Source organism: Seohaeicola sp. 4SK31, assembly GCF_028802875.1.
GTDB lineage: Bacteria > Pseudomonadota > Alphaproteobacteria > Rhodobacterales > Rhodobacteraceae > Seohaeicola.
Map to the genome: position 1 here is coordinate 1 of NZ_JARAMP010000037.1, position 24,053 is coordinate 24,053.

The following is a 24,053-nucleotide window of genomic DNA, read 5'->3' on the forward strand; positions in this document are numbered from 1 at the left end:
TCCACAGTGAAAATCCTCCCGCCCTCCCTGTCGCCAGAAAGGGTAAAGGTGGACGACTTTTACGCCGCCCGCAGCAGGCTCATCCCGCCGCTACCGTGGCCGACTTTCGCACCGCCGTTCTCACTCACCAATGGTGATTCAAATCTGCGTCCAGTCTCACATACCTTGAATCGGTTTCAGAAATGCGACACAGGCAAGCTATTGAAAACACATGGAACGCAGTCTCAAGAACTCCGACAGACCGACAATCGCGCTCAGAGGTACCAAACGGGGCCCCGTTCAACGAGAACGACGAGAGAGATCGCCCTGACAGCGCGGCTTTGAGACTGCCTTCCTTTGTGGCTGGCTCCGGCACGCTCCACCGGCTGGTCGATACCGCCCGCGATTACGCGCGCGCTGCCGCCTCGGAGAACACTCTGAAGGCCTTTGCTAAGGACTGGGGGCATTTTGCGCGCTGGTGCCGATTGAAAGGTGCCGAGCCCCTGCCCCCCTCCCCCGAGATGATCGGGCTCTATTTGGCGGATCTGGCGTCCGGTTCGGGGCCTGACCCGTCGCGGCTGACGTCCCGATCCCTATCGGTCTCGACCATCGACCGCCGCCTGACCGGTCTCTCCTGGAACTATGCGCAACGGGGGTTCACCCTCGATCGCAAGAACCGCCACATCGCCGCAGTGCTCGCCGGGATCAAGCGCAAACATGCGCGTCCGCCCGTACAGAAAGAGGCGATCCTGGCTGAGGACATCCTCGCGATGGTCGCCACCCTGCCCTACGATCTGCGCGGGCTGCGGGACAGCGCGATCTTGCTTCTGGGGTACGCCGGTGGCCTGCGCCGCTCCGAAATCGTCAGTCTCGACAGGCATAAGGATGACACGCCCGACAGCGGCGGCTGGATCGAGATCATGGAACAAGGCGCGCTGCTCACCCTCAATGCCAAGACCGGTTGGCGCGAAGTCGAGATCGGGCGCGGATCAAGTGACCAGACCTGCCCCATTCATGCGCTGGCACAATGGGTGCATTTTGCGAAGATCGACTTCGGTCCGGTTTTCGTCGGCACGTCGCGGGACGGCAAACGCGCGCTGGCAACGCGGCTCAACGACAAGCATGTCGCGCGGCTGATCAAGCGTACGGTCCGGGACGCCGGGATCAGGTCGGAGCTTCCCGAAAAGGACCGACTGGCACTGTTTTCCGGGCACTCTCTGCGCGCGGGTCTGGCCAGTTCCGCCGAGGTCGACGAGCGCTACGTCCAGAAGCACCTTGGGCACGCCTCCGCCGAGATGACCCGCCGCTATCAGCGCCGCCGGGACCGGTTCCGAGTGAATCTGACCAAGGCGGCAGGGTTGTGACGGTCAACCTTCCAGCAGATAGGCCGTCAGGTTCTGGTGCGCATGCAATATGCGGATGATCTCGACCCCCTGCCCGTCCGCCCGGTAGATCACCAGATGCGCTCCGCTGGGATGGATGCGTACCGCGGGTGTGAACTCACGGCGCTCCCGAGCCATCTCTGGAAAGTCAGCGAGCAGGTCGAAGAGTGCGAACAGGCTATCCGCATAGCGATCCGCCTGGCCGATGCCCCAGTTGCTGGCTCCGTAGCGCCAAATCTCGGACAAGTCGGTTACAGCGGCGGGCCGAATGACCCAGCGGCTACTCTCTGGCATACTTCGCGCGCATCTGAGCCTTAAACGTGCTGCGATCAAGCGGGGCGGCCGGGCCGCTGGCGAGGCCTTCATCGACAGTGGCCTGAATCTCAGAAATGGCCTCACGACGGGCCCGGTCGCGCCGGATCAGGTCGCGAACGTAGTCGCTGGAATTGGCATACCGTCCGGCTTTTGCCTGCTCTTCGACCCAGCTTTTCATCGGGTCCGGCAACGAAATGTTCATGGTGCCCATGATGATCTCCTTCCTGACAAAGAGTATGGCAAAGTTTGCCAAATCGCAAGAGGGGTTCCTACATTCCACGCCAAACGGTCGTTTAGTAGCGGTAAGTGAAGTTGCAAAAGGCCTGTTTTGATGCCCCTGATTGGCTACGCGCGCGTTTCAACTGAGGATCAAACCCCCCTGCCCCAGACGCAGGCCCTGAAATCCGCGGGCTGCGCCGAGATCCATGAAGAACTGGCTTCGGGCGGCAATCATGCGCGGCCGGTGCTTGCGCGGGTGTTGGAACGCATCGGCAAGGGCGACACGCTGGTCGTCGTGCGGATCGACCGACTGGCTCGGTCGCTATCGCATTTGCTGGAGGTGATCGAGCGGCTGGAGGCTAAGGGTGCTTACTTCCGCTCGATCCAGGACCCCATCGACACCGGATCCCCGCAGGGCAAGTTCACGTTGCAAGTGCTGGGGGCTGCGGCCGAGTTCGAACACGCCCTGATCCGGGAACGAACCAAGGCCGGGCTTGCCTCGGCGCGCTCCAAAGGCCGCGTGGGCGGGAACCCTGGGCTGAGGGCCAAAGACCCTGCTGCTCTTCGCAAAGTGCGGCTGGCGCGACAAGAGGGTTACATGGAGCGCTTGAACGAGACGGCACAAGACTGGGTGCCTCATGTGCGCCGGTTGCGTCCCGACTTGGCTTGGGAGGACGTTTTGCGCATCATCAACAGCCCCTTGCCCGAGGCGCGTCGTTGGACCCAGAGCCGCCTGCTGCGCGCCGTGAAGGTCTGTGTACGCGACGGCTTCTTGCCCGAGACCGTTTTGGCCCGCGCCGGGCGCCGGGAGAAGGACGACCGCCTGCCCGCCATTATTGCAGGTATCAAGGGCACAAATCCCGACATCACGCTTCAGGCTATCTGTGGTCGGCTGCAGGCGATGCGCGAACGCACGCCACGTGGGCGCACCAGCTGGCAGGTGTCATCGGTCAAGATGCTGTTGGAGCGGGCCAAGAAGATGGGAATGATTTAAGAGACTCAGATTCGTTCTTTGAAAGCAAAACCGCCTATGTGAATCAGATAGATCTTGTGATTAAGAGATTGCAGCGACACAAGCACTTGATGCCTTGGAGTCGCGCAACAGGTTAAGTCATTGTAAATGAATTATTTCACCTGGCGCTGGCCCTCAATTTGAAAAAATCCTTGCCATTCAAACGCTTTCCTGACATCTATGCGGAAGAACGCTAATCATCAGTTTCCGGCGGTTTTGCGTTCCTTCTCAAGATAGACCCGGAAGACGGGCGGCGGGACGGGCATGAACGAGCAGCGGATCAGAATGGATCAAAAGATCCAAACGATGGCGACACGTCTGAGCAAATCGCTTGATGTGAATATGCGCAAGTCGTTTCTACCTGATGAACGAAAGGCTCTCAGACGGTTCTCATCCACGGAGGTTGCTCAGATCCTCGGGGTCAGCCAAGATTTTCTGCGGAAGATGTTCTTCGAGGACAGGCTCGATCTTGGTGATATCGAGACGGACGCCCGTGGCCGCAGGTTCTACACTGCAGAGCAGATCGACATAGCGCGCCACGAAATTGCCCGGTCAAGCACCAAGTTCCAGCATATCGTTCCTCGTCGCCGGGATGGGGAGCATATCCAGATCATCTCGATCGCCAACTTCAAAGGTGGCGCCGGAAAAACGACAACGGCGATCCATCTGGCCCAAAAGCTTGCCCTCGACGGTTATAGAGTTCTAGCAATCGATCTCGACCCGCAAGCCTCAATGACCACCATGTTCGGTTTCCGGCCGGAAATCGACTTCCCTGAAGCCGGAACCGTGTACGATGCCCTGCGGTACGAGGACCCTATCCCCTTTAGGGACGTTGTGCGCAAAACGTATTTCCACAACCTTGATCTAGCCCCGGCCGGCTTGCTGCTCTCTGAATTTGAGACCGAAACCGCGCACGCCCTACGAAACAATATCAGGCCCCCGTTCTATCAGCGGCTTGCCCTTTGCATCAATGAAGTCGAGACCGACTACGACATTGTCGTGATCGACTGCCCACCCCAACTCGGGTTTACCACACTGGCAGCTTTGGTGGCGTCGACATCCCTGATCGTCACCGTCATTCCAAGCATGCTTGACGTCGCCTCGATGGCCCAATTCCTGCAGCTCACCTCCAGCCTCATGGCAACAATTGCTGATGTGGGCGCGTCGCCCGACTGGGACTTCATGAGGTTTCTGATCACTCGTTTCGAACCCAATGACGGCCCGCAAACACAGATGGCTGCATTCCTGAGGACCATGTTCACGGATGACGTTCTTACTCAGCCTTTCCTAAAATCCTCCGCAGTCTCTGATGCTGGGCTCACGCAACAAACACTATTTGAGATCGCCAGAACGGATTTTCATCGTCAGACGTATGATCGGGCTATAGAGTCGATCAACGGGGTTGTGGCGGAGATCGAGGGGCTCATCAAAGCAGCATGGGGGCGCAAGTAATGGCCCGCAAAGTCACATTCGACATTCCCGAGGATGAAGAAAAGCAGGAGAGCTCTTCGATTTCTCCGACCCGGACCCAGTCACGAGCCCCTGCTCTCTCTGGAATGGCCCGCTCTCTGCAGGATGCGGCACAATCGTCAATACAAGAGATCAGCACCGATCTTATTGACGATTCCGAGTTCAAGGATCGTCTCGCCCTGGATGACGAAGAAGACATAAGAGAACTGGCTGAAAGCATTGAAAAGCAAGGACAGCTTATCCCGATACTTGTAAGTCCTGAAGGGGGGCGATACCGGATCATCTATGGGCGCAGGCGGCTAGCGGCCCTTCGACTGATCGGCAAGCCCGCAAAGGCACTCATCAGAAGCTTGGATGAGGATCAGGTGATCCTTGCACAAGGCCAAGAGAACAGCTTCCGAAAAGACCTCAGCTGGATCGAGAAAGCCCTGTTTGCACGATCTCTCATAGAGTCCGGCAAGGATGAGGGGCTGGTCTGTGACGCCCTCAATATCGATCAGAAAGCTAGGAAAGCCGGCGACAAGCTGACGGGACTTGCTCGCATGAAACAAGTCACTTCCTGTATTCCGACTGAACTCATCCAAAAAATCGGGGCGGCCCCCGGGGTTGGACGGGATCGTTGGTATGCTGCAGCGAAGTCTTATGAGAGCCTTGGCTTTTCTGGAGATGAAGGGTTTCCGGCCGGAAACCAAGAATTCCTTGGCGCTCTCATGGAATCCAGAGATTCAGGCAAGACCTCCGATGAACGCTTTACGGTCTTCGAAGGGCTCCTGAAACAGCACAAGCCCCCTGCCCCATCGGCAATCCAGACAAAATTCGGAATGGTCAAGGTTACCAAGAGAAGTGTGATCATCACCGTCAAGAACGGAGATGACGGGTTACATAAGTGGATCTCTGAGAACCCAGAGGCCGCTCTTGTCGCGTTGGCGAAAGCGAAGGCCGCTGGTGCGGGTCAGTTCAATACCCCCGAGAACCCGGAAGCCATAGGTAACCCAGTTTCCGGTAGGGATCAGGATCTTGATGGTCCTGACGTAGACGATAACGACAACTGAGCAGAAAGGAGGACAGGCCAGAAAAGGAAAGACCCCCCGAAAGCAGTGCTTCCGAAGGGCCTCGATTAGCTTAGACACCTGATTGATACCCCGAAGCCGAATCGTTTTCAACACCCTTCACGGTGATCGGGAAAGCTTTTTCTGCCGACAACATCATGAGACAGGTATTTTCTCACACACCCGCCTTGGCGGAACGATCTCCTGTACCCTATACGAACCCATACAGGGTCATCGAGTCGATCCGAGCGCTTCGCAACGAACTCGGTCTGACGCCAAATGATCTAGTAACACTGCAGGCCTTGATCAGCTTCATGCCGAAGAAGTCCGGACAATCAGCTCCAATGACTATCGTCTTTCCCTCAAACGCATCATTGTCTGAGAGAACGAACGGCCTGAACGAGAGAACGATCAGACGGTGTCTTGGACACCTCGTGGATGCCGGGTTGATCCAACGCAGGGACAGCGCAACCCGCAAACGGTTCCCTCTTCGCTACGGTGGATTGATCAGAGATGCCTTTGGCTTCGATCTACAGCCAATGTTTGATCGGGAAAGAGAGCTCACTGAACACGCAGAGCAGCTTGTGTGCGATCAAGAAAAGCTACGGTCACTCAGGGCGGAGGCGCTGGCTCTTCGTGTCGAGGCTTTGCGCCAAGCAAAGGATGAAGAGACAGTCTCATTTCTCCAAAACGTGCGCAACATCCTACGCCGTGCCACTCTCAAAGCCGAAGAGATCATAGACCTTATCAAGAAATTGGCGGAGTTGGCCGGAGTGACCATCAGAGAGTTTCCGGCCGGAAACCGTAGCGCTCAGGAAACGATGCCCGACCAAATGTCCGGCGACGACGGACAAAATGTCCGGCACGTAGAACCCACAAGATTGAATAAAAATAAAGATACAGACGGTGTTCGCACCGCCTCAAGATTTCAGGAACACGAACATCGAACAACTATGGCATGGACCGATCTGAAAAATGTGTCGGAATTCTTTCCAAATGAACCAACAGACCATCACTCAGTCGTAAGGGTCCTGGCCGATGTCGGGACACTGCTACGAATTGACCAAACCAGAATCATAAGACACCTTAAAGAACAAGGTCCACGGCGGCTCCTTATAGCACTCGACGAATTACTTTTGAGGGCCAGCTCAGGACAGCTGAGGCACATCAACGCCTACTTAGACGCAATGATGAGGCAAGGAATGTGACAGTCTTATCACATTAGCCCTCCGGCATGTTATTATTCCTAACCTTCAATGCTCAGCGACATTTGCCGCATATTTCCAACCGTACGATTATCGAGCGGATAAGGAGTGTTGATTTGAGGGTGACGGGAAGTGAGACCGGGAGAGTGGCATTTGGCGCCCATGACGGCGCACCGAACGCAGGCGCTGCGTGAAAGCGATCTGGCGCTCCACGGATGTCGCGCTGAAGCTTCTGCCTCTGAAAGACCCGGCGCATAGCGCAGGCGGATGTTGTGGAGCCGGCCGTTGAGCTCGACATACTTGATGCCGGCTGGGAACTGACGGTGGACACCCACCTAAACCGCGTGCCCAAGGCCTGCATCCATGAGGCCGTGAGTGAGGCGAATTGCATCTCGAGCAAAGCTGCTATGGCAGGCGGCGTGATCGGGTAGGGGCTTAGAGACCCGCCGCCTTGGTCAGGTTCACGCGGAACTGGTCGCGGCGGCGCTGGTAGCGGCGTGTCCGAGCTGTTTCTGGACATAGCGTTCGTCGACCTCGGCGGAGCTGGCAAGACCAGCGCGTAGGGAGTGACCGGAGAACAATGCCAACCGGTCCTTTTCGGGCAGCTCTGATCGAATGCCTGCGTCGAGAACGGTACGCTTGATGAGGCGAGCGACATGTTTGTCGCTCAGGCGCGTCTCCAGCGTGCGTTTGCCATCGCGCGAGGTCCCGACAAAGACAGGGCCGAAGTCGATGCGTCCGAAACGCAGCCACTGCTCCACCGCGTGCACCGGGCAGGACTGATCCTTGGAGCCGCGCCCAATCTCAACTTCGCGCCAGCCGGTCTTTGCATTCAGCGTCAGCAGCGCCCCTTGCTCCGAGATGTCGATCCAGCCGCGGCTGTCTGGCGTATCATCCTTGTGCACGTCGATACTGACGATCTCCGAGCGGCGTAGACCCCCGGCATAGCCCAAGAGCAGGATCGCCCGATCTCGCAGCCCGCGCAGATCGTAGGGCAGGGTGGCGACCATGGCCAGAATGTCTTCGGCCAGGATGGCCTCTTTCTGCACGGGTGGGCGCGCATGCCGCCGCTTGATCCCTGCCAGCACGGTGGCAATGTGACGGTTCTTGCGATCCAGGGTGAAGCCACGCTGCGCGTAGGTCCAGCCAAGGCCGGACAGCCGGCGCTCAATCGTGCTGACCGATAGGGCAGGGGAAGAGTGTGAGCCGGCGGCCAGATCCGCCAGGTAAAGGCCAATCATCTCGGGCGAGGGGGGCAGGGGCTCAGTCCCTTTTTTTCGGCACCAGCGGGCAAAATGGGCCCAGTCCTTCGCATAGGCCTTGAGCGTGTTGTCGGAGGCCGCGGCGCGGGCATAGTCGCGGGCGGTGCCGACCAGTCGGTCGAGGGTGCCGGAGCTAACCACAAGGGAGGGAAATGTCAGCGCCTCGTTGTGCGATGCGTTCTTCTCGCTGTCCTCGTTGAGCGAAGACTCGTTTGCCACCTCTGAGTGCGATTTTGTCGGAATGCTGGAATTCATGAGACTGCAGCTCCTTTAATTTCGATGTCCTAGCCGAAGCGCGCCTGTTCATTCGAGTCAGTGATTGTGAGACTGGTGACAAAACATGCCGAGGTTCATGAGACCAGATCGCATCCGCACGGATGTCTATTTTTCGCGGGTTTTGGTGCCATCGGTGGCAGTCTGGTCGTAGGAAACCTCTTGTTCTGTAGGGCGTGGCAGCATCCAGTCTCACGAATTTCGACTCGTCCAGTCTCATCAATACCGTTACAGAATCTTATGAACCCCGGTTCGTTTTTCGGGGAAGTGCTTGAATCTCATGAATTCCGATCATCCGACACCATGAAACTAAAACGACACTGACATGCCCTTGAGCATATCTTTTGATGTCCGATAATGCAAATTTATTGGACATGACTGCAGGCGACAAGGCTAGGCGGTTTTGGCGGTTTTTGATGGTAGAAAGCGCCGTGATGACGTAGGCTTCAAGCATGACATTCACCCGGCACACCCATATCGACGACTTTGACACGTTACCCCGGATGCCCGCCTGGGTCACCTCCGCGCGTGCTGAGACCCTTGAAGATGTTGCGTTTTTGTCAGGCGCAGCCCTGAGCCATCTGCATCTTGTGTTGGCCTCTCCAAATGTCCCCCACGACTTGTTGCGGGAGCGGCTCGCACTGCGGGCGGCTGAAGCGTGTGTGGCGTTTTCTGGTCGGCCGGAGCGCGCAGGGGACCTGCGTGATGCGGTGCATCTGTTGCGACCTGGCGACCGACCCGGCCCGGCCGGCGAAACCTACTTTGCCTGGCGGCGCGCGGTGGAGCGACCGGTGTCGATCAAGGCTCTGGACCGAGCTCTGCCGACCCTTGAGCCGGGCCAGATTGCCGTGTGGCTCGATGCGGGGCAGGGCGCGCCAGTCAGCCGCGCCGCAAGGGTGCTCGAGGCTGTGCTGACTGAGGTGCCGCGTGCGGAAGTGCCGGGGCTCGTCCTCGCTGATGCGGCTCTGGCACAGGCGCTTGGCTGGGATCATCTTCTGCCGTTACTCGCCTCAGGTCTAAGGCAAGCCGATTTGCGCAAGCGTGGCGAGGACTTGCGCCTGGCCTGTCATCGCGCCCTCCTCGCATCGGCGATTGAGGCCGCGCGTCTCTCCACCGACTTCGCGCGTCGGGCGGCCCATATGAAAGCGGTCGCGCCGAAGCTTCGCGCCAATGGGGCCGGGGACGCCGTTGAGATGTTCCTGACCCGGGACGCGGTGGCGCCCGCGGCCTTGCCCTTGCCGGGCCGCGCCGCGCGGCGGCTCTGCGATCGGCTGGTTGATCTTGGCGCCATCCGCGAGCTGACCGGGCGCGACACCTTCCGGCTCTACGGGGTGTAGCGATGGCAAAGGATCGCACCGAACCCGAGCTTGATCGCGAATTGCTCGACCTGCCGCTGGAGCTGCGCTGGCGGGAATGGATGCGCCGGATCGAGGCGGTGCTCTTTGCCAGCGCCTCGCCGGTGCCGCGCGAGGATCTGGCCCGCGTGGTGGGGCAGGGGGCCTCGGTCGATCTTCTGGTCGAGGACCTCGCTGTTGATCTGGACGGTCGGTCGTTCGAGATCGCCCAGGTTGCTGGGGGCTGGATGTTGCGGACCCGGAACGCCTATGCGCCCGTAATCCGCGCCGCGGCAGACGTGGGTGGCCAGTTCCTTGACCTAAGCGAATTCGACGTCGCGGTCTTGGCGGCCATAGCCTATCACCAGCCGATCACCCGAGATGGGCTGAAGGACATCTTCGGCAAGGAGATCAGCCGTGACCTGATAGGCCGCTTGCATGCGCGCGACCTGATTGGGACCGGACCACGGTCCCCGCGACGGGGTGCGCCTTATACCTTTGTGACGACCGAGCAGTTCCTTGTCGCGTTCGGGTTGGAGAGCCTGCGTGATCTTCCCGATCGCGAGCAGCTGGTGGATGCGGGGGTTGTGGAGTAGCCGCTTCAAGTCGGCGTCGGCTGACGAATTGGAATCCCAGACATCGAAATCATCCCGACTTTGCTCTCGCGGATGCTACCTCGGGGCATCATCGTCGGCAGCAACTAATACCATCGTGACGACAACGTCAGTCGAGGTGAATTCTGGTCGGGAACGTTTGATAGACCTCTTGACCGGTCAATCCAAGGGTCGCCTAGCCTGTTCACCCTCGATCATTCAATCCATCTTGGCCTACATGTAGTATCCGAGGCCTTACGAAACGCTGATTGAAGTGCTATCTCTGTCATATAGAAGGTACGGGTCATTGGCGTGAACAAGAAGATTACTGCCAGTCAGCGAATTGGCGAAATCGGTGAGAAGGCGACAAATCTTCAATTCTTGCGAATTGGGTTCCAATTCGATGGGCGTTCACGGCTGGAAGCAGGGATAGACGGCATCGCTGAAGTGATGGACGATGATCAGCCGACAGCGAAGATGATTGCCGTTCAGGTCAAGGCTACTGAGCGTGGCAGCTACGTCGGCGAGACGGACGCCGGTTTCACCTATCGTGTCCGCGCTTCAGATTTCGACTACTGGCGCGGCTCCAACCTACCTGTGATCCTAGTTCTCTACAGGCAATCAGATGACACGTTCTTCTGGAAGTCGCTCGAAAACCTCGTTGGCGAGGCCGAACGTACATTGAGGTTCGACAAGGAGCGCGACGTCTTGGACGGACGTGCGAAAGATCGCCTCGCTGCCCTGACCGTCGCCAAGCAAGGACATGGTTACTACGTGCCGCCACTTGGGGGAGGGGAGGAAGCGATCATCAACATGGTGCCATTGCAGCTTCCTGAGGAAATCTTCGTCGCACAGACACAGCTCTCCACCCAGAAGGCGCTCGCCCGAATGAAAAAGGTCCGGGAAGGCCAACGGTACGATTGGATGATCGATGAAACCTCGCTTTGGACATTCTGCGACCCACTAACCACACCCGTCCGTGCCCTGATCGAACGGGATCAGGTCGAAAGGATCGAAACCGACTTTCTGGCACAACACGACGCAGTGGATCAGCAATACAAATTTGCGGGTCTGTTGCGACATACTCTGGGCTATGACTTTCGGAATTTGCTTGGATGGGACCGAAAGAAAAAACAATTCTACTTCTTGCCAACACCTGGAGTCGTGGCGCGCAAGTTTCGCTATCTTGGTGCAAAGCAGAAGACACAGGCCGACGTTGTCAGCGTCTATAAGAAGTCGAAGGGGGAGGGGCCCATCGACTATGTACGGCACCATTCATTCCATCCCCGGTTCGAGCGCTTGGCGGACCAATGGTACCTGATCGTCAACCCATCCTACTATTTCACTTCGGATGGAGAACGCGCGCTCAACTATCCGGATGCCTTGTTATCCGGGAAGAAGCGCCTCGACACAAACAGCACAGTTCGAGGCCAGGTGATCATGTGGCATCGATTGCTGTCAGGTATGGAATTTGAAGATGCCGGCGAACTGCTGGCACCCGACACCAAGACGGATCGAATCATCAAGTTTGGTGACCCGCCTTCCATCGAACTGCCAAAGAGCGTGCCCGAGGATGTGTGGGGCGCTAAGGCGCTCGACGAGGCAGGTGTGGAACTGCGCGATCTCGTTTGGATTCATGAGAGCTATTCAGTCAAGGTGCTGCGCGACGGCGACTTCCCTGTCCTCCGCGGCACCTTCGTTGAACTGGACGGCAATGGGCTGCTCTATACCAACGGCAGCATTCCCTACTATGGGACCTATCCTGGCCTCTATGTCCCGAACCCCCTGTTGCTCTGTCCGCACCCCCAAAGCGAGAGCACGATCGAACAGATTGCTAAGGAAGTTTTCAGCCTCACGAAGGTGAACTGGAACTCGACCCAGATGAACCAACGCTTGCCGATTCCGATCCGAGCAGCCCGTAAGGTCGGTGACGTGTTGAAATACGTTCCCTCGGGGCAAAAGGTCAGCAGTGACTATCGGAAGTACATTTAGAAGCTGCACACCGAGCACGCCGTCGGCTCCATGGATGCTGTTAAGAGCATCTGATCGTCGTTCCTCGAAGCTCCCGAGCTTCCAGCGGATATTTTTTCGGCAAGTGACTTCTCTGGCGCTTGATACATAAAAGCACATCATGCGTATGTCTCGATGTAGAATTACACATCAATCTTGAAGTCTGCTTCAGTGAGTGATATGTTTATGTATATCATAAGCGGTAAACGAAGCAGCAAGATAGATCATGAGTTACGCAACAGAGCACATCGCAGAGTCGCTCAAAGCCGCGCGGGAACGCAAGGGGCTCTCTCAGCGCGCGCTCAGTGCGAAGGCGGGGGTTCCACAGAGCCACATCTCCAAGATCGAGAGCGGGGCGGTCGATCTGCGTCTGTCCAGCCTGGTCGAGCTTGCACGTGTACTTGATCTGGAATTGACTCTGGTCCCGCGCAAGAAGCTGCCTGCCGTTCGGGCGATCATTCGCGGTGATGATGATGGTCACCGTGACGTTCAGAGCGCGCGTAAGGCGACGAACCTATTGCAGCGCCTTGATGACCAGATAGCAGCGCTTCCCAGTGAAACGCTCTCTGAGATTGTCGTTCAGGAGTTGCAGCGCCGGGCGCGCGAATTGATGCACTTCAAGCTTTCAGCCGATGATCTTGTTCAGTTGCAAGAAGCGTCTGCTGCCATGCAGGAGTTCCTGAGCGATCCGCGCAACTTGGAAGCGGCCGAGCAGGCGCAGAGCCAGTTGCGCATGTTGCGCAACGCACTCGCTCATGGTGCGGGTGTATCTGCACCATCCTTGCCGCGTCCGGCCTATCGTCTGGACGGTGACGATCGTGGCTGATGTAAGTGTCCTTGAAGTCCTGCTCTACGGAGAGCCGATAGGTACGCTGACGCGGGTCAGCGGTGATACCTCGCTCTTTGCTTTCTCTGAAGGCTATGTCGCCGATACGGGCAGGCCGGTTCTGAGCCTCGGCTTCAAGAATGAGCTTGGGGAACTGACCACTGATTTCGGTACTCAGAACATGCACCTGCTGCCCTTCTTCTCAAATCTTCTGCCCGAAGGTCACATGCGGGACTATCTCGCCGAGCGCGCTGGCGTGAAGCCCGTCCGCGAATTTTTCCTGCTCTGGGTTCTCGGCGAGGACCTTCCCGGTGCGGTCACTGTTCGGCCCGTCGATGGTGAGGCTTGGCCCCCCGATGCTGATGATGGTGAAGATCATCACGATGATCATCGAGATCAGGCGCTGAGGTTCTCGCTGGCAGGCGTTCAGTTGAAGTTCTCGGCTTTGGGAGACAAACAAGGCGGTCTTGCGATTCCGGCCAAGGGGGTCGGCGGCTCCTGGATCGTCAAGTTACCAGCGCAAGGCTTCGATGCTGTCCCCGAGAATGAATTCTCGATGATGACGCTCGCGCGTCTCTGCGGCATGGATGTTCCGCCTATCAGGTTGATCGATGTTGCCGACATCGGCAATCTTCCAGAAGGCATGGACAAGGTCAGCGGTCAGGCGCTGGCTGTCGAACGATTTGACCGTCTGAGTGATGGCAGTGCCGTCCACATTGAAGACTTCGCGCAGGTCTTTCGCGTTTATCCCAAGGACAAGTACGAGAAGGCAAGCCAGCGCAACATCGCACAGGTACTGGCCGCTGAATGCGGAGAGGCCGACATCGCCGAGTTTATCCGGCGGCTGACTTTCAATGTGCTGATCGGCAATGCCGACATGCACCTCAAGAACTGGTCGCTGATCTATCCGGATCAAAGGCAGGCGGCGCTCGCGCCGTGCTACGATTTTGTCTCGACTATTGCCTACATAGACGACGACAAGGCGGCGCTCACCTTTAGCCGCACCAAGAAGTTCTCCGGGTTCTCGAAGGACGAGCTGTCGCACCTGGCTGCAAACGCCGGTCTATCCGAGAAGCTGGTTCTGGGAACCGCACGCGAGACTGTCGCGCGCTTCCATGAGCACTGGCAGGCCGAAAAGGGAAACCTGCCGCTGACTGCGGATGCGATCAAGGCGATTGAAGCCCATTTGCACACAGTGCCGATAGCGTAGGGGATTGGCAGAATGGCAGAGAGTTTTTCGAACCGGCACGGCTACCGCAGCCCAGACGCGGAGATTACCGTTCACGAGGACGCGCCCGAAAACCTGCGCTATGCGATCCCGCTGATTGGGCAGGACATCGGCATGAGCCCGTCCGCCATGCGCCGGATCATCTGTCAGGTGTTGCTCGTCCCGCCTGACCGGAACAACTGGTCGGAGCACCCCAACATCTGGGACGAGGTCGTCGGGCTTGTTGCCGACTGTCCTTGGTACAAGGTCTATGACATTGCTGAAGCGTTCCATACGGCACTCGCGCAAGGGTACAACGACAATGCAAGCAGGTTCGATGACCGGTTGAACCAGTTCTTTGTCGAGAACGGCATCGGCTGGCATATGAACGACGGCCAGATAGTCTATCGCGGCTCCGAAGCATTTACCGGCGCGACACAAGAGGCCGTCGAAATCCTCGAACAAACCGGGCGCAGTGCCGCCGCACGCGAGATCCACGAAGCGCTGCGCGATATTTCTCGGCGGCCGGAGCCGGATGTGACCGGGGCAATCCAGCATGCCTGCGCCGCGATGGAAGCGACCGCGCGGGATCTGGCCGGCGATTCCAAAGCAACATTCGGCCAGCTTGTAAAGCGATTGGACCTTCCAAAACCTCTTGATACCGCAGCCGAGAAACTGTGGGGCTATGCGTCCAACAATGCTCGTCACGGGTTGGAAGGACAGCAGGTTGATACGCCAGAGGCCGAGCTGGTTGTCAGTGTAGCCTGCGCGGTCTGCACCTACTTGGCAAAACGCGCGGTGATATAGCCGGCCCGAACAGTCTGATGAAGTGACTGGGATTTCAGAGATACTGGAGCAACGTAGAAGGCCGACACTTAATTCACAGGTCCGGTTCAAAATCAGTGCGATCTCAGGCTGGAAGGAGCTTCTAGGTTCTCCGGCGGTGATTTGAGCTCATAAGCTCCTCCAAATTGATGAAAATCCGCAGGTAGAAGACGCCCATCGAACAGATTAAATTCACCTTCTTGTCTGCGACCAATCTGACGAGTCTAAAATCACCCGACATTTCGCCGCATAGACCGGATCGATCTGACCGGCGAACGCGATCAGACCCAACAGATGTTGGCGGAGGCCTTCAACGGAGGCGAATCCGCGCCGCTCTGCATGTTGAACCGGCCCCTGATCGGGAGCGCTTATGTGATACAGGTGCTTACGAAGCCGCGAGCGGAAATCGCGTGTCAGCTTCGGCGTGTCTCCGTCCACCAAAAGACCGAGCACGATCTTCCGTGCTCCCGGAGAAACAATCGTCGTCTTGGATTGGTTCGGCGCCAGTCCTCGAGCAGCCAGGGTCTCATAGACTCGCCCTACCAGGTCATGTGCGCGGGATCTTCCGAAAGACTTTCGTGTCGTTGAAAAGGTGAGGTCGTCTGCATAGCGCGAGTATCGGACGCCGTAGGCCTTCGCGATAGCAGTCAGTCTTTCATCTAGGTCGCGCACTGCGAGATTGGCCAACATTGGACTGGTTGGTGCGCCTTGCGGCAAAACGCCAAGCAGGTCTCGTGGATAAAGCGATGTTAAGGATGAGTGCCGAAATTTGGGCGTTCGTCGCTGAGGCAAGACAGCAGTATCATTGCGATGTTTGTCGCGGAGACGGGTGCACAAGCGCGCAAGCTCAAACGCGACCAGCGGCTGGTAGCCACGCTCCAAGAACACCCGATGCACGTCGATTTCGGTCAGCGATTCAAAGAAGTTCCGCAGATCAATCTTGACCATCCAAACTGCCCGGCAGTGGCGCGCCGCGGCCTGGGCCAACCGAGACCCTGGTGCAAACGCCGTGCTCGCCGAATGGCAGGGTGCATGGCGCAGGACTTCGGACGCGATCCAAGTCTGCACTCTCAGCAAGGGCGGCTCAGGCACGGCGATTGTCCGATAGCGCGGAGGTTGACCCGGGATCGGGCGCTTGCGGATTGAGAACTCCCGATAAGGGTCCGCATCCTGCCTTGAGGCATAAGCTTTCAAAATACCGACATCGACGCCCGCCAAATGCCCCAGATGGCCAAGGGTGAGGATCGGCGGGCCGGGATTTGGCTGCCGCAATGTGTGTTCAGCTGTCGCGACTGCATTATTGAGGACGGATTCATCCACTCCTGCCGCAAGGCCTTCGGCGAAGTAGCGTTGAGAGTTCCACGTTCGCATCTACTATCCACCCTTCAGGGTGAGCTTGATCGGATCGCAAGTCAGCCTACCGCTGCGGCGACCGCAAGGTCGTGCGGTTCGATCAAGTTGAGCATCAAGCGAAAGCTTGACCGTGAGCCCATCGCAATCGACGGCCCAGGCATCACCTCCTGCGGGCAGGACATGACACCAACGGTGCCGGTCGTTACCCCGGCAACCACTAGACATCGCGTGGCGCTCTCAACGCATTCGGAAAGTACATCGTGTCGTCGCCTAGGGGAAGGGGGCTCTTACGGTCTTGGCGGATCAGTCGTGACGCAACCATCCGCCCTCGCTCAGTAAGTTGATGCGACGCGTTTATCCAACCCCATCCTTTCAAGCGGTCAAGGATTTCGCACACATCATCGAGGTTCATTCCGAGACGACCCGATATCGCTTCGGGATGACGAGGGGATCGACGCAGTGCAGACAGAATGATCGTCTCCAAGCTCGTCGGGCGCAGGATTGCCCTGGTGTCCGACGCCATGGCAGACGCTTCGATACGCGCTCTTTCTTTCTCTGGCGTGTGCGGTTCTTGATAGGGGGAACCAGCTGTGCTGGATGCTCGCTCCGGTACCAGCGCCGACCATCCTGGTGAGTCCTTCCAGAACATCGAAGGCGAATTGTTCGGCATGCCGTGATCAAACGCCAAAAGCGCCCCCACTTCGCCATAGCCGATAGGTTTGGACCCCGGTGGCGCATAGCGACGACACAGCTCTTCCATCCGCCTGACTTTTCCGAGGGGAAAGACCGTTTGAATTGTTGGGCATCGTGTCACCAAGCTGACGGTGGGCGATGAGGCGTGATCCTTTACGCGTTCGACCCCAGCTTCTGTCCCTGCGTAGGCCACCACTTCGAAACAAAGGCCGGAATGGCTGCGCCTCGACCACCAGCTGCGCACTGTCCGCAGCCTCCATGCGGCATTGAGATAGTTGATGACGCGATCTCCGCTTCCGATGAAGTCCGTGACCAGAACGAACCGGCGCGCGCGCCTCTCGCGAATGATGTCGGCCCCGGGATTGAGAAGGATCGACTTTCGATGGCGCTTGTGCAGCTGGGTCAGGACGTTGGCGACAACTCCATCACTGCCTATTTCTTCGGCGACTTGCCGCTGACGTGGTACCAACGGCGGTCCGACGCGGCCATATGCGCGCACAGTCTTCTTCCCTTTTTGCATTTTACTCGCGCGGGACGTTTCGGGAAACAAACGGTTGGGTTGCCCTTTCCATTTCTTGCGCTCCGTTTCGTTGTAAAGCGCCAAGGGGTTGGGACCGATCCTCAGGCGCTCTTCAAGAAGCCGCGTCAAATCGCGGCGAAAAGCATCACCCGGGACAAGCCGGATGAGCGACGCGAGGATCGCAGCATCCGCCCGGTCCGCTTCTTCGAACTGATCCACCCATGCTTTCACCAACGGCTGCATGATGGTCGAGCTTGTAGTCACGTCGGTACCTCGATCTCAGTTCTTCAAAATGGTTGCGAGGTTTGCCATATGGATCAGGCGCCAAGCCAGCGTCAGGATTCACTTTAGACGGCTGCGCTCTTTCGCCCAAACAAACATCGCACCGACGGCAGCATTGGCTTGCTGCACGCTAAACACTTCCGGTTCGAACGCGCCGGCCCATTGCTTTGTATCACGATGTTCCGGGTGGTGTTTGTCGGTCAGCGCGTCGAGAAACTCTTCGTAAGAGTAGGGCCCTCCACAGTCCTCTGGCGGGCACGCTCGCTCTCCGGCAACACAGGCGGGAAAGTCCAGATCTGGCCTTCCGGTTGGTTTGCTAATCTTCTTGACGGTGACGAGATGCCGCCACCCATCTCCGAAATCATAAGTGTATGTGAACTGACTGCCTTTCTTGACCAGATCTCCAAGAGCAAACCTCTTTTCGTCCTTCCGGTCATCGTTTGGGTCCAAGCTGTCGTCACTTTTGTCGCGGGCCTCGAACCTGTCTTCGCCAATCTCGAACTCATGCAAATGATAGTCTTGCCAAGGCATAGCGCCCTGGAGAACGGAATGCAGGATGTCCAAGCTGATGTCATTTGGCACGAGGATTCGGCGCCAGATCGGTGGTTTGATGCCAATCAGTTCAATTTTCAGCTCAATCAAAGTGTTTTCCGCCTGTCTCAATGCCCCTGCCGTTGAAGTAACTTTTGATTTTTAAGTTGAAGCATTCAAGGGGAACATTGGCCCCTCCCGCCCTTTGGTCAGGACCGCGCCCTACTCGGTCGGCTGCGCGCAGCCGCCCTCCCCAAGCTGAAACGCCGCCTCTCCCTGCGACTTGCCGCTTGCCGGGCAGTCTCCTCCGGAGCCAGCCCGACCAGCCGTCGCATAGTCGTGGCAACGCTTCATCATGGCCGTTACGGTTACGTTCTCTGGGGCAGGGGTGTGCCCTCAACGGTGCGAACAGATGTATGTGGCCATCGGCCCAATCAAGCATAAAGCATGGGAAGTGCTTCAACCATGACGTTAGTCGTTGCAAAGATGGCTGTGCAAAATAGTGTGGTTCGGAGAGGGTTACGATAATGTCTTTAATACTCAAGTTCTTCCGAATTACATTATTTCTCTTCCTGTATTTCTTCTTGTGCATGGTCGTGGTGACCACAATGCTTGAGGCTTGGCCGGTTGGCGGCCAGATGCTGTTTGCGTTCGGTGTCCCTGTCATTCTGGTCTGGTGGCAAGAAAAACGGAGATCGCGGAAAGCCGCTGCAAAAGCGCAAGCGGAGGGCAGTTCCGAAACCCGAACACCCCGTCTCGAGCCGGTAGCTCGACCAAGTGCCTACGACAAACGTATCGAGCGTGAGCGTGAACGAACTCGCGAAGCCAATACTTCCCAAGCACCGGCTGCCGTTCAAGCCTACTCCCCACCAAAGCAGGATTACGCCGAAATCTTTCGCGCTGGAAAGTCTGCGGCGCCGGCTCTTGCGGAGGCCGCTGAACTAAACCAGCCCTCGCCAGTGGTATCGAGCACATCGGCCCGATCAACGAAAAGCGGATGGGTCCCGTCTGGCGAAACAGCTAACTTGGCCGGCCGCAACATCGGCGGGATGGTTTATGTCGGCACACCTCCCTTACTCAACACCTACGGGTATCGTGACAAGTGCCGAGCCTATATCGATCCGTCCCTGTCGGTCGCGCGCTCTGGAGCCGACAAAACAGGTGAAGGCATGCCCTATTGGCCGGGGTACTCGGAGATCTCACCCCAGTGCCGGGCGACCTACCTTGACTGGCTGGCCAGCGGGCGAAACGATGCCTCCTACAACCCCGGCTACATGTTCCTGTACTTCTACGGGTTGGAGCGTCGCTTCTTCGTCGATCAGTCCAATGAAGATGCCAAGGATATCGTGCAGGAAGTGCGGCGGCTGCAGTCACTTTACCCGGACAACCACTCCGTCAGGCGCTATTTGGGTGATTTCCTCGACATTGCGATGCTTGCCGAAACCGACCTCGACGCTATCGAGCCGATTTTCGAGAAGCAGGGCTGGGAACTGCCGTTCTCACTCAAATACGCAATCGGAGCTCGGATCGACAAAGGCGAGAACCTGACAGCTGACTGGTTGCTGAGTTGGTTCATCTGCCATCCGGAAACAAATCTGAGAACTCCCGCGACGCGGTGCCGTGACGAGTTCGTCGCTCTTTTTCGCATGCGGTTTGATCGGCGTTTTCCGGATGGACTCAAAGTGACCAAACCCCGGAAATCACTCACTGCATCCTATCGGGCCGCCTCCAACGAGTTTCAGGGGTCAGCCAACCCAACCGTGGATGGCAAGCCCGTCCCGGATATCTCTGGTTTGCGCAAGCCGATCGAGATTGCCCAAGAGTTGGCTGACGAGGTGACGAACGATCTCGACAAGCTCAGTCGCTTCTTGGGCCGAAATCCTGACGGCCGCGGAAGTGTCGAAGCGCATGCCTTGTTGCCCTCTGAATTGTGGGATGCTTTCCCATCAGAGGAAATGGACAGCTTGAAATCTTGGGTAAGCGATATCGTCGATCGGGGGGGATTGGTGCCGCTTGAGGAGGTGGTCGGACGTCTGGAGGGAGAAACGAACGAGAAGATCGGGAAACGGCAGATGACAGGAGCGGCTGACGCGCTCGCGCGCCTCGGTTTTGGTCTGGCGCCCGACCCTCGGTTTGCGCTCCGATCGCCCAAGGCGAAAGAGCCTGTTGTGCTGTTCAGCCTGGGCGAACCCATCGAAAGACTGGAGGAAGTTTCCGACAGCTATCGAAGCGCCTTGATCGAATTGGCACTTGGGTCGTTCGTCGCCCATGCAGATGGTCGCATCGCTGAGCCTGAACGCAGGGCGCTGGAAGAACAAGTTTCTGCCGCGGCCCTCAGCGATCAGGAACGCCGCAGGCTGCGTGCAAACCTTGAATGGTTCTTGGCCGTGCCACCGGACATGACGCTTCTCCGGCGCAAACTGAAGGAGGTCGACCAAGACAACCAGGCCGCGATGCGGGCTGCGCTGGTTGGTGCAGCACATGCCGATGGTATCATTCACTCCGACGAAGTTGCGAGCATCGAAAAGGTCTACAAGGCTTTGGGCTTTGACCCTGCGCTTGCCTACTCGGACCTGCATGCTGGCGAAGTTGCGGATGGTCCCCGCACTGTTCGTGCCTCGCAACCGGGTCGCCCGGGTGAAGCCATACCCGATCTTGAAAAAGCCAGCGGACCCAAACTCGACGCGTCGCGGATAGCGGCGATCCGTTCCGACACCGAGCGCGTGTCGTCCGTCCTCGGTCAGATTTTCGATGTCGAGGAAGAAGAAAGCGGTTTCTCCGCGTCTGCCAGCCAAAGCCAACTGTCAGGGCTTGACCTGAAATACGGCGCGCTCGTTATGGAACTCATTAAGCGGGAGCATTGGTCTGAAGCCGAGTTCGAGAAGATCTGTGTTTCGCATGGTTTGATGGCGTCCGGGGCTATGGAAGTCGTGAATGAATGGGCCTTCGAGACCTACGATGAAGCGCTTCTCGACGAGTATGACGGATATGACGTGTCTCCGGGGATTGCGGAGGCAGTAAAATTAAAGATGAATGCGGAGGGCAGGGATGTCGAAGTTGAAACCACGTGAACGCGATGCAATCGTGCAGGCGCTTCGGGCAGGGGTCGTGCCCAAGCTCGGCTTGCGTCATATCCAGGTCGGCCGAGTCCGCGAGATTGAAGAGCTCGTCAAAGACATGGAACGGATATGCGATGGCGGTTCGGCCATCCGGTTCGTCATCGGCGAATACGGATCGGGCAAGACGTTTTTCATGAACCTGATCCGCCTCGTTGCCCTCGAGAAGGGTCTCGTCGTGATGTTCGCGGACCTGGCACCCGACCGGCGCATTCACGCTACGGGCGGGCAAGCCCGAGGGCTCTATGCCGAAATGGCCCGAAACTTGTCGACGCGGACGAAGCCTGACGGTGGGGCCTTGGCCAGCGTAGTGGAGCGTTTTGTCAGCCAGGCTCACCGCGATGCTGAGGAACGAGATGTGCCCACGGGGTCGGTCATTCGTGAACGCCTTGGCCACTTCGAAGAACTTACCGGGGGTTTTGAGTTCGCCGAGGTCATCCGTCGATACTGGGAAGGTCATGAGACCGGAGACGACGAGCTGAAGTCCTCTGCCTTGAGGTGGCTGCGTGGTGAATTCGCGACACGCACCGACGCGCGCAAAGCACTTGGTGTGCGAACGATCATCGACGACGCCAGTGTCTATGACCATCTGAAGTTGATGTCGGCATTCGTGTGCGAGGCCGGCTACAAAGGATTGCTGGTCGGCCTCGACGAGATGGTGAATCTCTACAAGCTCACCTCGTCGCAGGCGCGCAATGCAAACTACGAACAGATCCTTCGGATCCTGAATGATGTGCTGCAAGGTAGTGCCGAGAACCTGGGATTTCTCATGGGCGGGACCCCGGAATTTCTGATGAACACCCGTCGAGGGCTATACAGCTACGAAGCCCTCCAGTCGCGTTTGGCCGAGAACACCTTCGCACGAGATGGATTGGTCGACCTTTCAGGGCCTGTTGTCCGGCTGGCCAGCCTGACCCCAGAAGACCTCTTCGTTCTTTTGGCCAATGTCCGGCGGATCATGCAGGACGACGCCGATGCTTTGCCGGACAACGCGCTCGAGGCTTTCATGGCGCATTGTTCGGATCGGATTGGTGAAGCCTACTTCCGGACGCCTCGCAATACGGTGACGGCATTCGTAAACTTGCTTTCCGTGCTCGAGCAAAACCCCGGTGTCGAATGGAGCGATCTGATCGAAAGGATCGAAGTCTCCGAAGACCTCGGCGAAGACATGACCGAGGTAGACGAGTCGACTGGCGCCCAAGACCCCGGTGACGATGACCTGATCAGCTTCAAGCTCTGACGCCGATGAGCAGTGCGTTCGATAAACTGGCGAGACCTGTCCAGAAATGGATACGTCAGCAAGGGTGGCGCGAGCTTCGCGACATCCAGGCGCGATCCATCCAGACGATCTGCGAGACCAATACAGATTTGATCATTGCTGCATCGACAGCCGGCGGAAAGACAGAGGCGGCGTTCCTGCCGCTGATTTCACAGGTGCTTGACGAGTCGTTCGACGGACCCGGCTTCGACCTGCTCTACATCGGTCCGCTCAAAGCATTGATCACGGATCAGTCCATGCGGCTGGAGGGCATCTGCCAGGATGCCGAACTACCGGTTGTCCCATGGCATGGGGATGTTTCACAGTCGATCAAGACGCGCGCGTTGAAATCTCCCAAAGGGATCCTGCTGATAACCCCAGAATCTCTTGAGGCACTTTTCATTCGTCGTGGTCTTGAAATTCCACGCCTGTTTGGCGCCACGCGGGCGGTCGTGATCGATGAGCTTCACACGGTTCTTGATAGCGAACGGGGTGTCCAGCTTCGGTCACTATTGACCCGTCTGGACTCGGTGGTTAAGCGGCCAATCCGCCGCATAGGTCTCTCAGCCACTCTTGGCGACATGGACCTCGCCAAGGTATATCTGCGGCCTGACGCTGCAAGCTCTGTCCAAATCATCGAAGCGGAAGGCGGCGAGGTCGAACTGCGGCTCCAGCTTCGCGGCTACCTGTCAGGCGATGAGGATGAAAACAACCCATCCGCAACGGACGCCATCGCAGCCCATCTGTTTAAGCATCTTCGAGGCAGCGACAACCTGGTCTTCGCTGGAGCGCGGCAGCGGGTCGAGATCTATGCGGATCGTTTGCGCGAGCTTTGCGAACGGGAACACCTGCCACAGGAATTCTATCCCCACCACGCGAGCCTCTCGGGAGCTGCTTCCTTGAGTGAGTGATCAATGACTTCAAACGGCGAGTCGGGGCGTCGAGCCTGCTGGATTATGAAATCCTTCAGCCGTCGGTCGCTGTCAAAGTCGAAGCTTACAAAAATTGGTGTCTTCAATCTTGCCTCGTCTCGTGGGGCTTGTGGATGGTCAGCAAAATATCTGGTGTTCTGGCGCTTATACTGTGGTGTTTGTGTTCGCTGATTGCAACTTGTAGTGGCTAATTTTGGCAATGTGCTCCTGGCACTATTGGTGCTCTCAGACGCTATCGCGTTCGATGAGTTATTGGCTCGCCTGATGCGTCTCCAGAACCTGGCTGCGCATTTCGCGGAATTTGGGCAGTGATTTCGCGTGATCTCGGGCACGCGTTTCACGGCATCGCGGGCAGCCATTTCACGCCCTCGGGCAGGCTGGCCAACGGGTTTCATAGAGTCAGGGCT

At 57.8% G+C, this 24,053-nt stretch carries 19 protein-coding genes and 1 pseudogene; 14 read left to right on the plus strand and 6 right to left on the minus strand.

Annotated features, from left to right (window positions below):
• The first annotated feature begins 182 nt into the window (after positions 1-182).
• The gene (locus PVW27_RS19615) at positions 183-1,343 is read left to right on the plus strand and encodes a tyrosine-type recombinase/integrase (protein ID WP_274560655.1); all 1,161 of its coding nucleotides are present in this window, start codon (positions 183-185) and stop codon (positions 1,341-1,343) included.
• Positions 1,344-1,346: 3 nt separating this feature from the next.
• Here the strand turns inward: PVW27_RS19615 and PVW27_RS19620 are convergent, their stop codons facing one another.
• Together PVW27_RS19620 and PVW27_RS19625 are read right to left on the minus strand one after the other, a co-directional pair.
• Positions 1,347-1,655 (minus strand): type II toxin-antitoxin system RelE/ParE family toxin, encoded by a 309-nt coding sequence (locus PVW27_RS19620; RefSeq protein ID WP_274560657.1) that lies wholly within the window; start codon positions 1,653-1,655, stop codon positions 1,347-1,349.
• Positions 1,642-1,887, minus strand: coding sequence for a type II toxin-antitoxin system ParD family antitoxin (locus PVW27_RS19625; RefSeq protein WP_274560659.1), 246 nt, complete (start codon positions 1,885-1,887; stop codon positions 1,642-1,644). The genes PVW27_RS19620 and PVW27_RS19625 overlap by 14 nt, the downstream gene beginning before the upstream one ends.
• 120 nt (positions 1,888-2,007) lie before the next feature.
• On the opposite strand from PVW27_RS19625, the gene PVW27_RS19630 reads away from it, so the two are divergent.
• The 4 genes from PVW27_RS19630 (at position 2,008) to repC (ending at position 6,634) form a co-directional block, all read left to right on the plus strand.
• Positions 2,008-2,889 carry a recombinase family protein gene (locus tag PVW27_RS19630; protein WP_274560660.1) on the plus strand — a complete coding sequence of 294 codons (882 nt, stop codon included), beginning with the start codon at positions 2,008-2,010 and terminating at the stop codon, positions 2,887-2,889.
• Between the two features lie 282 nt (positions 2,890-3,171).
• Positions 3,172-4,359 (plus strand): plasmid partitioning protein RepA, encoded by a 1,188-nt coding sequence (repA, locus tag PVW27_RS19635; RefSeq protein WP_274560662.1) that lies wholly within the window; start codon positions 3,172-3,174, stop codon positions 4,357-4,359.
• Entirely contained in the window at positions 4,359-5,429 is a 1,071-nt protein-coding gene (gene repB / locus PVW27_RS19640) for a plasmid partitioning protein RepB (RefSeq protein WP_274560664.1), read from the plus strand. Before repA ends, repB begins: the two co-directional genes overlap by 1 nt.
• A gap of 122 nt (positions 5,430-5,551) precedes the next feature.
• Entirely contained in the window at positions 5,552-6,634 is a 1,083-nt protein-coding gene (gene repC, locus PVW27_RS19645) for a plasmid replication protein RepC (RefSeq protein ID WP_274560666.1), read from the plus strand.
• Positions 6,635-7,066: 432 nt separating this feature from the next.
• Here the strand turns inward: repC and PVW27_RS19650 are convergent.
• A pseudogene (locus tag PVW27_RS19650) lies at positions 7,067-8,148 on the minus strand (tyrosine-type recombinase/integrase).
• Positions 8,149-8,618: 470 nt separating this feature from the next.
• Here PVW27_RS19650 and PVW27_RS19655 point away from each other — a divergent pair.
• From PVW27_RS19655 to PVW27_RS19680, 6 genes are all read left to right on the plus strand, one after another.
• Complete coding sequence (locus tag PVW27_RS19655) at positions 8,619-9,503, plus strand: DUF1403 family protein (RefSeq protein ID WP_274560667.1); 885 nt, start codon at positions 8,619-8,621, stop codon at positions 9,501-9,503.
• 2 nt (positions 9,504-9,505) lie between these two features.
• A complete protein-coding gene (gene scpB, locus PVW27_RS19660) occupies positions 9,506-10,096 on the plus strand; it encodes an SMC-Scp complex subunit ScpB (protein WP_274560669.1) in 591 nt (196 codons plus the stop codon).
• Positions 10,097-10,405: 309 nt separating this feature from the next.
• Positions 10,406-12,085, plus strand: a complete 1,680-nt coding sequence (locus PVW27_RS19665; RefSeq protein WP_274560670.1) for a DUF4365 domain-containing protein — start codon at positions 10,406-10,408, stop codon at positions 12,083-12,085.
• A gap of 244 nt (positions 12,086-12,329) precedes the next feature.
• Complete coding sequence (locus tag PVW27_RS19670) at positions 12,330-12,929, plus strand: helix-turn-helix domain-containing protein (protein ID WP_274560672.1); 600 nt, start codon at positions 12,330-12,332, stop codon at positions 12,927-12,929.
• Positions 12,922-14,139, plus strand: a complete 1,218-nt coding sequence (locus PVW27_RS19675) for a type II toxin-antitoxin system HipA family toxin (RefSeq protein ID WP_274560673.1) — start codon at positions 12,922-12,924, stop codon at positions 14,137-14,139. The genes PVW27_RS19670 and PVW27_RS19675 overlap by 8 nt, the downstream gene beginning before the upstream one ends.
• 12 nt (positions 14,140-14,151) lie before the next feature.
• Positions 14,152-14,943 carry an AbiJ-NTD4 domain-containing protein gene (locus tag PVW27_RS19680; RefSeq protein ID WP_274560674.1) on the plus strand — a complete coding sequence of 264 codons (792 nt, stop codon included), beginning with the start codon at positions 14,152-14,154 and terminating at the stop codon, positions 14,941-14,943.
• Between the two features lie 210 nt (positions 14,944-15,153).
• Here PVW27_RS19680 and PVW27_RS19685 read toward each other — a convergent pair whose 3' ends face one another.
• The 3 genes from PVW27_RS19685 to PVW27_RS19695 all read right to left on the minus strand — a co-directional run bounded on the left by PVW27_RS19685 (position 15,154) and on the right by PVW27_RS19695 (position 18,451).
• The gene (locus tag PVW27_RS19685; protein ID WP_274560675.1) at positions 15,154-16,332 is read right to left on the minus strand and encodes a reverse transcriptase family protein; all 1,179 of its coding nucleotides are present in this window, start codon (positions 16,330-16,332) and stop codon (positions 15,154-15,156) included.
• A gap of 199 nt (positions 16,333-16,531) precedes the next feature.
• Positions 16,532-17,770 (minus strand): phosphoribosyltransferase-like protein, encoded by a 1,239-nt coding sequence (locus PVW27_RS19690; RefSeq protein WP_274560677.1) that lies wholly within the window; start codon positions 17,768-17,770, stop codon positions 16,532-16,534.
• Positions 17,771-17,869: 99 nt separating this feature from the next.
• Positions 17,870-18,451 (minus strand): plasmid pRiA4b ORF-3 family protein, encoded by a 582-nt coding sequence (locus PVW27_RS19695; protein WP_274560678.1) that lies wholly within the window; start codon positions 18,449-18,451, stop codon positions 17,870-17,872.
• A gap of 416 nt (positions 18,452-18,867) precedes the next feature.
• On the opposite strand from PVW27_RS19695, the gene PVW27_RS19700 reads away from it, so the two are divergent.
• From PVW27_RS19700 to PVW27_RS19710, 3 genes are read left to right on the plus strand one after another with little or no spacing between them, the layout of a single operon-like run.
• Complete coding sequence (locus tag PVW27_RS19700) at positions 18,868-21,411, plus strand: tellurite resistance TerB family protein (RefSeq protein WP_274560680.1); 2,544 nt, start codon at positions 18,868-18,870, stop codon at positions 21,409-21,411.
• Positions 21,389-22,696, plus strand: coding sequence for an ATP-binding protein (locus PVW27_RS19705; protein WP_274560682.1), 1,308 nt, complete (start codon positions 21,389-21,391; stop codon positions 22,694-22,696). Before PVW27_RS19700 ends, PVW27_RS19705 begins: the two co-directional genes overlap by 23 nt.
• A gap of 5 nt (positions 22,697-22,701) precedes the next feature.
• Positions 22,702-23,625, plus strand: a complete 924-nt coding sequence (locus PVW27_RS19710) for a DEAD/DEAH box helicase (protein WP_274560684.1) — start codon at positions 22,702-22,704, stop codon at positions 23,623-23,625.
• The last annotated feature ends 428 nt before the right edge of the window (positions 23,626-24,053 follow it).